Source organism: Streptomyces sp. NPDC026500, assembly GCF_055567635.1.
In genome coordinates, this window is the sequence record NZ_JBVHQB010000061.1 from 1 (window position 1) to 7,883 (window position 7,883).

At 70.8% G+C, this 7,883-nt stretch carries 1 protein-coding gene; it reads right to left on the reverse strand.

Going from position 1 to position 7,883, the window contains the following annotated elements:
* On the reverse strand, positions 1–7,883 hold a 7,883-nt coding region (locus ACZ4N5_RS42870), incomplete at both ends, for an SDR family NAD(P)-dependent oxidoreductase (protein ID WP_467762390.1).

A 7,883-nucleotide genomic window follows, 5' to 3' on the forward strand; every position in this document is an offset into this window, starting at 1 on the left:
ACCGACAGCGACTCGGCCCGACCATCCAGGTCGACCATCACCAACTGACCCGGATTCTCGGACTGCGCCGAACGCAACAAACCACGCACCGCACCCCCGACAGGGTCAACGGCGCTCGTACCCGACCCGTTCGCGACGGCACCAGCCGTGAGCCACACCAGCCGTGCTCCGGTGAGGAGTTCGTCGGCGAACCACGCCTGGAGAGTGCCCAGCGCGTCAGTCACCGCCGCATGCACAGCAGCCGCTACATCCTGGCCCTCCGGAGCAGGCGAGGAGGCGAAGACCGCGTCCGGCAGCGGTTCGCCCGCCCCCACCGCGGCGGAGAGCGCGGCCACATCCGCGTACTCGGTCACCCGAGCCCCGCAGGCCGCCAGCCCGTACACATCCCGACCCAGAACGGCCCAAAGCTGCCCCTCAGCACCCGCCGCACCCGCGGCACCCGGCACCCACTCCACCCGGAACAACGAATCCAGATGACCACCGTCAGCCGCCCGGACCTGCTCGGCCGAGGCCGCGCGCAGAGTGAGCGCGTCAACGGTCGCGACGGGGCGCCCGGTCTCGTCCGCGACATGCAGAGCGAGGGTGTACGGGTCGTCCGGCGCAAGCGGGGTGAGCCGCATCCGCAGCCCGGTCGCGCCCGCCGCGTGCAGCGTGACGCCCGACCAGGCGAACGGCAGCAACGCGGCCTGCGCGGCATCGTCGTACCCGATGGCGTGCAGACCGGCGTCCAGCAGTGCGGGATGCACCCCGAACCGAGCCGCCTCACGCCGCCCGGCCTCAGGCAGCAGCACCTCCGTGAACAACTCGCCGCCACGCCGCCACGCGGCCGTCAAGCCCTGGAACAACGGACCGTACGCAAGTCCCTCGGCAGCCAACTCCGCGTACAGATCGTGCACGTCCACCGGTACGGCACCGGCCGGGGGCCAGACGGCGAACTCGGCGAAATCCGGGGTCTCAGTGCCGGCCTCACCGGCGAGCAGCGCGCCGGAGGCGTGCCGGGTCCACGGCTCCTCCGCGAGCGCGTCCTGCCGACGCGAGTGCACACTGAACGGACGCCGACCCGCGCCGTCCGGAGCCTCCACGACAAGCTGGAGCTGCACGCCACCACGCTCGGGCAGCACCAGCGGAGCCTCCAGCATCAACTCCTCGACCGTGTCGCACCCCACCTGGTCACCCGCCCGCACCGCCAGGTCCACGAACGCGGTTCCCGGCAACAAAACGCTGCCGTGGATCACGTGGTCGCCGATCCAGTGGTGCGAATCGAGCGAAAGGCGTCCGGCGAAGACCATGCCGTCGGACTCGGGCAGGGCCACGCCCGCGCTCAGCAGCGGGTGCCCGGTGTCCTCCAGACCGATCGCCTCGACGTCCCCGACGTGGTACGGGGACACGGCGGGCCAGTAGCGCTGCCGCTGGAAGGCGTACGTCGGGAGGTCCACGCGATGTGCGCCCGTACCGGCGAAGTACGCGGACCAGTCGACGCGCGTGCCGTTGGCGTGGACCCGGGCGAGGGCGGTGACGGCGGTCTCGGCCTCGTCGCGACCGGCGCGCAGGGCAGGGACGAAGACAGCGACGTCGGCGTTCTCGACGCAGCCCTGGGCCATGGCGGACAGGACGCCGTCGGGACCGAGTTCGAGGTACGTGCTCACCCCCGCGGCTTCCAGGGCTCGGATGCCGTCGGCGAAGCCGACCGCCTCACGAACATGACGCACCCAGAACTCCGGCCGCGTCAGCTCCTCCGAAGCGAGAGCACCGCTCACATTCGAGATCACCGATATCTTCGGCAAGTCGTACGTCAGGGACTCCGCCACGGCGCGGAATTCGTCGAGCATGCCGTCCATGTGCGGCGAATGGAACGCGTGACTGACGGTCAGCCGCTTCGACTTGCGGTCGCCGAACGATCCAGCGATCCGCTCGGCCTCGTCCGCATCACCCGCGATGACCACCGACCGCGGCCCGTTGATCGCCGCAATACTCACCCGCTCCGACAGCAGCGGAGCGACCTCGTCCTCGGTGGCCTGCAGCGCGATCATCACGCCGCCCTCGGGCAGCGCCTGCATCAGCCGACCCCGGGCCGACACCAGCTTGCAGGCATCCTCCAACGAGAACACCCCCGCCACATGCGCGGCAGCGATCTCGCCGATCGAGTGCCCGGACACGAAGTCCGGCTTCACACCCCACGACTCGAACAGCCGGAACAACGCCACCTCGACCGCGAACAACGCAGGCTGAGCGAACTCCGTACGGTTCAACAGCTCGTCCTCGCCGCCGAACAGCACGTCCTTCAAGGGCAGTTCAAGGTCCATCCGCACGGCGACCGCGTCGAAGGCATCGGCGAACACCGGGTACCGGGCGTACAACTCACGCCCCATCCCCAGCCGCTGACTGCCCTGCCCCGTGAACAGGAACGCGGTCTTCCCCGACAGCGGCGAACCCGTCACCACACCCGGCGCACCCGAATCCTGCGCCAGACCGGCCAGACCGGCCAGCAGCCCCTCCCGGTCACCGGCCACCACCACCGCACGACGCTCGAAGACCGAACGCCCCGCCGCCAGCGAGAAACCCAGATCGTTCAGGTCGGCGTCCACCCGCTCACCGAGATGGGCATGCAGCGCGGCCGCCTGACCGCACAACGCCTCCGCACTCCTCGCCGACAGCAGGAACGGCACCAGCCGCACCGGCCGCACCGACACCTGCGACCCCGCCTCGACCACCGGCTCCGGCGCCTGCTCCACGATCGTGTGCGCATTGGTACCGCTGATACCGAACGAGGAGACACCCGCGCGACGCGGCCGACCCGTCTCCGGCCACGCCACCGACTCCGTCAACAACGAGACATCCCCGGCCGACCAATCGACATGCGGGGTCGGCTCGTCCACGTGCAGGGTGGGCGGCAGCACGCCGTGCTGCATCGCCAGCACCATCTTCATGATGCCGACGACGCCCGCCGCGGCCTGGGTGTGCCCGATGTTCGACTTCACCGAACCGAGCAACAGCGGCCGACCCTCGGGCCGGTCCTGGCCGTAGGTCGCCAGCAGGGCCTGGGCCTCGATCGGGTCGCCCAGCCGCGTCCCCGTGCCGTGCGCCTCGACCGCGTCGACCTCGTTGGCAGACAGTCCCGCGCTCGCCAACGCGGCGCGGATGACACGCTGTTGGGACGGACCGTTGGGCGCGGTCAGACCATTGGAGGCGCCGTCCTGGTTCACGGCCGAACCACGGACCACCGCCAGGACCGGATGGCCCTTGGCACGGGCCTGCGACAGCGGCTCCACGAGCAGCATGCCGACGCCCTCGCCCCAGCCCGTACCGTCCGCAGCCGCCGCGAACGCCTTGATCCGGCCGTCCTCGGCCAGCCCGCGCTGGCGGCTGAAGTCTATGAAGTTCTCCGGGGTGGACATCACGGTCGCACCGCCGGCCAGCGCCATTTCGCACTCGCCGTTGCGCAGCGCCTGGATCGCCCAGTGCAACGCGACCAGCGAAGAGGAGCAGGCCGTGTCGACGGTGACGGCCGGACCCTCCAGGCCCAGCGCGTAGGAGATACGGCCGGACATCACGCTGCCGGCGTTGCCGGTGCCCAAGTGCCCTTCCAGGCCTTCGGCTTCCCGGGCGACGAGGGAGAGGTAGTCGCCGCCGTTGGTGCCGACGAACACACCGGTACGGCTGCCGCGCAGCGCGGCCACGTCGATACCGGCCTGCTCGAAAACTTCCCACGAGGTCTCCAGCAGCAGCCGCTGCTGGGGGTCCATGGCCAGCGCCTCGCGCGGCGAAATCCCGAAGAACTCGGCGTCGAAGTCCGCGGCGCCGTCGAGGAAACCGCCCTCACACGTGTACGAGGTACCGGACCGGTCCGGGTCCGGGCTGTAGATCCGGTCGAGGTCCCAGCCGCGGTCGGTGGGGAAGGTCGAGACCGCGTCCCGGCCCTCGGACATGAGCCGCCACAGTTCCTCGGGAGTCGCCACGCCTCCCGGGAAGCGGCAGCTCATCGCGACGATGGCGATCGGGTCGTCGGTGGAGACGGCCACGGCCGGCAGCACCGCGCCGGACACCTCGACGCCGCCCACCAGTTCGCCCCGCAAATGCGCGGCCAGCGATGCCGCGGTCGGGTAGTCGTAGATCAGGGTGGCCGTGAGCTTGAGACCGGTGGCGGCACCGAGTCGGTTGCGCAGCTCCACGGCGGTCAGCGAGTCGAAGCCCAGCTCCTTGAACGCGCGTTCCGCACCGACCGCGTCGGTGGCGGCGTGCCCGAGCACCGAGGCCACGTGCGTACGGACCAGCTCCAGCAGCTCCCGCTCCTGCTCAGTAGCCGACAGGGCGGACAACCTCCCGGCGAGGGTGCCGGAACGGTCCGCCCCGGAAGCGGTACGCGCCTGTTCCTGCGACGCACGCACGTCGGGCAGCTCGGCGAACAGTTCACTGCGACGCCCGGCGACGAAGCCGGGAAGGAACCGGTCCCACGCGATGTGCGCCACCGTCAACGCTGCCTCGCCGCCACCGACGGCCCGGTGGAGGGCCGTGACGGCAAGGTCGGCGTCCATCGGTGGCACGCCGTCGCGCCGCAGGCGCGCTTCCAGAGCTGGGTCGGCGGCCATGCCGCCCTCGGCCCAGGGGCCCCAGGCCAGCGCGGTCGCGGCCAGGCCGTCCGCGCGGCGCTGCTCGGCCAGGGCATCCAAGTAGGCGTTGGCGGCAGCATAGTTGGCCTGACCCGCCGCGCCGAGCGTGCCACTCATCGAGGAGAACAGCACGAACGCATCGAGCCCGATGCCGAGTTCGACGGTCAGCTCGTGCAGATTGCGGGCCGAGTCCGCCTTGGCCCGCAGCACCGACGCGAAACGCTCGGCGGTCAGGGAGTCCAGCACACCGTCGTCCAGGACACCGGCCGTATGCACGACGGTCGTCAAACCCTCCGCCTCACCCGCCAGCAGCACCCGCAAGGCATCCCGGTCCGCGGCATCACACGCCACCACAGACACATCCACACCCAAACCGGCCAGCTCAGCGGCGAGTTCGGCCCCACCCGGAGCGTCCATGCCCCGACGGCTGGTCAGCACCAGCCGTGAGACCCCCGCACCCGCCAGCCAACGAGCCACCCGGCCACCCAGCGCACCCGTACCACCGGTGACCAACACCGTCCCGGACGGAGCCCACGCCACCGCACCCTCACCCTGCGGGGCCCGGACCAGACGACGCCCGAAGACACCCGAGCCGCGCACCGCGACCTGATCCTCGCCAGGATTCGCACCGGCGAGCACGCCCACCAGCCGCGCCCCGGCCCGCTCGTCCAACTCTCCAGGAACGTCGACCAGACCGCCCCAGCGATCCGGGTCCTCCAGAGCCACGACCCGCCCCAGGCCCCACACCTCGGCGGCAGTGGGGTCGGCGAGCCGCTCGGAACGGCCGACGGACACCGCACCCCGCGTCACCGCCCACAACGGAGCTACCACGCCGACATCACCCAACGCCTGCACCAGAACGGCGGTGCCCACCACACCCAACAACGAGACGACACCGGCCAATTCACCGGCATCCGCGAGCAGTCCGGCGACCGCCGCACGGTCCGCGCCCGCCCGCACCGAGATCGAACGCACCTGCGCGCCCGCCCCCGACAACGCCGCCACCACGTCCGAGTCACCCGCACCCTCGGCAGCCGACACCACCAGCCACGTACCGTTCAGCCCACCGGCGGCAGTACCGGCCAACGGCTTCCAGCTGACCCGGTAACGCCAACTATCCACCTCCGACTCGGCCTTGCGCCGCTTGCGCCAGGCCGAAAGGGCCGGCAGCAACTCGTTGACGGTGGCGTCACCGGCCACATCCAACTCAGTGGTCAGGGAGTCCCAGTCCGCCTCCTCGACCGCGTCCCAGAAACCGTCGTCCGTCACGTCGCCCACCACGCGTGCGACACCCGACAAGTCCAGCCAGTAGCGCGAGCGCTGGAAGGCATATGTCGGCAGGTCGGCCATCAGCGATGAGGCGCCGCCGGCACCGGCGAAGAAGGCGGACCAGTCCACGCCCGCGCCGCGAACGTAAGCATGAGCGAGGGCCGCGACGGCGGTCTCGGCCTCGTCACGCCCGCCCCGCAGGGCGGGGACGAAGACAGCGGCGTCGGCGTTCTCGACACAGTCCTGGGCCATCGCGGAGAGAACCCCGTCCGGACCCAGCTCGACAAACGTGGTGACGCCGATGGCTTCCAGAGCGCGGACACCGTCAGCGAAGCGGACCGCCTCGCGGACGTGCCGCACCCAGAACTCCGGCCGCGTCAGCTCCTCCGAAGCAAGAGCACCGCTCACATTCGAGATCACCGATATCTTCGGCAGCTCGTACGTCAGCGACTCCGCCACGGCACGGAATTCGTCGAGCATGCCGTCCATGTGCGGCGAGTGGAAGGCGTGACTGACGGTGAGCCGCTTGGACTTGCGGTCGCCGAACGATCCGGCGATCCGCTCGGCCTCCTCCGCGTCACCCGCGATGACCACCGACCCCGGACCGTTGATCGCGGCAATGCTCACGCGCTCGCCGAGCAGCGGCGTGACCTCGTCCTCCGTCGCCTGGAGCGCGATCATCACGCCACCCTCCGGCAGCGTCTGCATCAGCCGACCACGAGCGGACACCAGCTTGCACGCGTCGTCCAGGGACAGCACCCCGGCCACATGCGCGGCAGCGATCTCACCGATCGAATGCCCGGAAACAAAGTCCGGCTTCACACCCCACGACTCGAACAGCCGGAACAGTGACACCTCGACCGCGAACAACGCAGGCTGCGCGAACTCCGTACGGTTCAGCGTCTCGGGGTCGTCCCCGAACAGCACGTCCTTCAACGGCCGCGCAAGCTCCAGCCGCTGCGCAATCGCGTCCAACGCCTCCGTGAAGACCGGGTACGCGGCATACAGCTCACGCCCCATGCCCAGCCGCTGACTCCCCTGCCCGGTGAACAGGAAGGCGAGCCAGCCACTGTCCACCGCGCCCCGGACCAGACCGGCCGAGGCCCCACCCTCGGCGAGAGCCGTGAGCCCCGCAGTCAGACCCGCATACCCGTCGGCCGGGGTACCGAGCAGCACCGCGCGATGCTCCAGAGCGGCACGGCCGGTGGCGAGCGAGTGGCCGACATCCAGAACGTCGACCGGACCCTCGGCAAAGCTGCGCAACCGGACACCCTGAGCCCGCAGCGCCTCGGCCGTACGACCGGAGACGAGCCACGGCAGCACCGGCAGAACGCGAGACGTCTCGGGCGCCGAGACCGGCGCGTCCTCGGGAGCCTGCTCGACGACGGCATGAGCGTTGGTACCGCTGATACCGAATGAGGAGACACCCGCGCGGCGCGGGCGACCCGTCTCGGGCCACGCCACTGATTCCGTCAGCAGGGCGATGTCGCCCGCGTCCCACTCCACCTGCGGAGTCGGCTCGTCGATGTGCAGGCTCCGCGGGAGCACGCCGTGGCGCATCGCCATGACCATCTTGATGATGCCCGCGACACCGGCCGCGGCCTGCGTGTGCCCGATGTTCGACTTGATCGACCCCAGGTGCAGCGGCAGCCCCTCCGGACGGTCCCGGCCATAGGTCGCCAGCAGCGCCTGCGCCTCGATGGGATCGCCCAGCCGCGTACCCGTGCCGTGCGCCTCCACCGCGTCCACCTCGGCGGCGGTCAGCCCCGCACTGGCGAGCGCTTCACGGATGACGCGCTGCTGCGAGGGACCGTTAGGGGCGGTCAGGCCATTGGAGGCACCGTCCTGGTTGACTGCCGAACCACGAACCACGGCCAGGACGGGATGGCCGTTGCGGCGAGCGTCGGAGAGGCGCTCCACGAGAAGCATGCCCGCGCCCTCGCCCCAGCCCGTGCCGTCGGCGGCCGCCGCGAACGACTTGCAGCGGCCGTCCACCGACAGACCGCG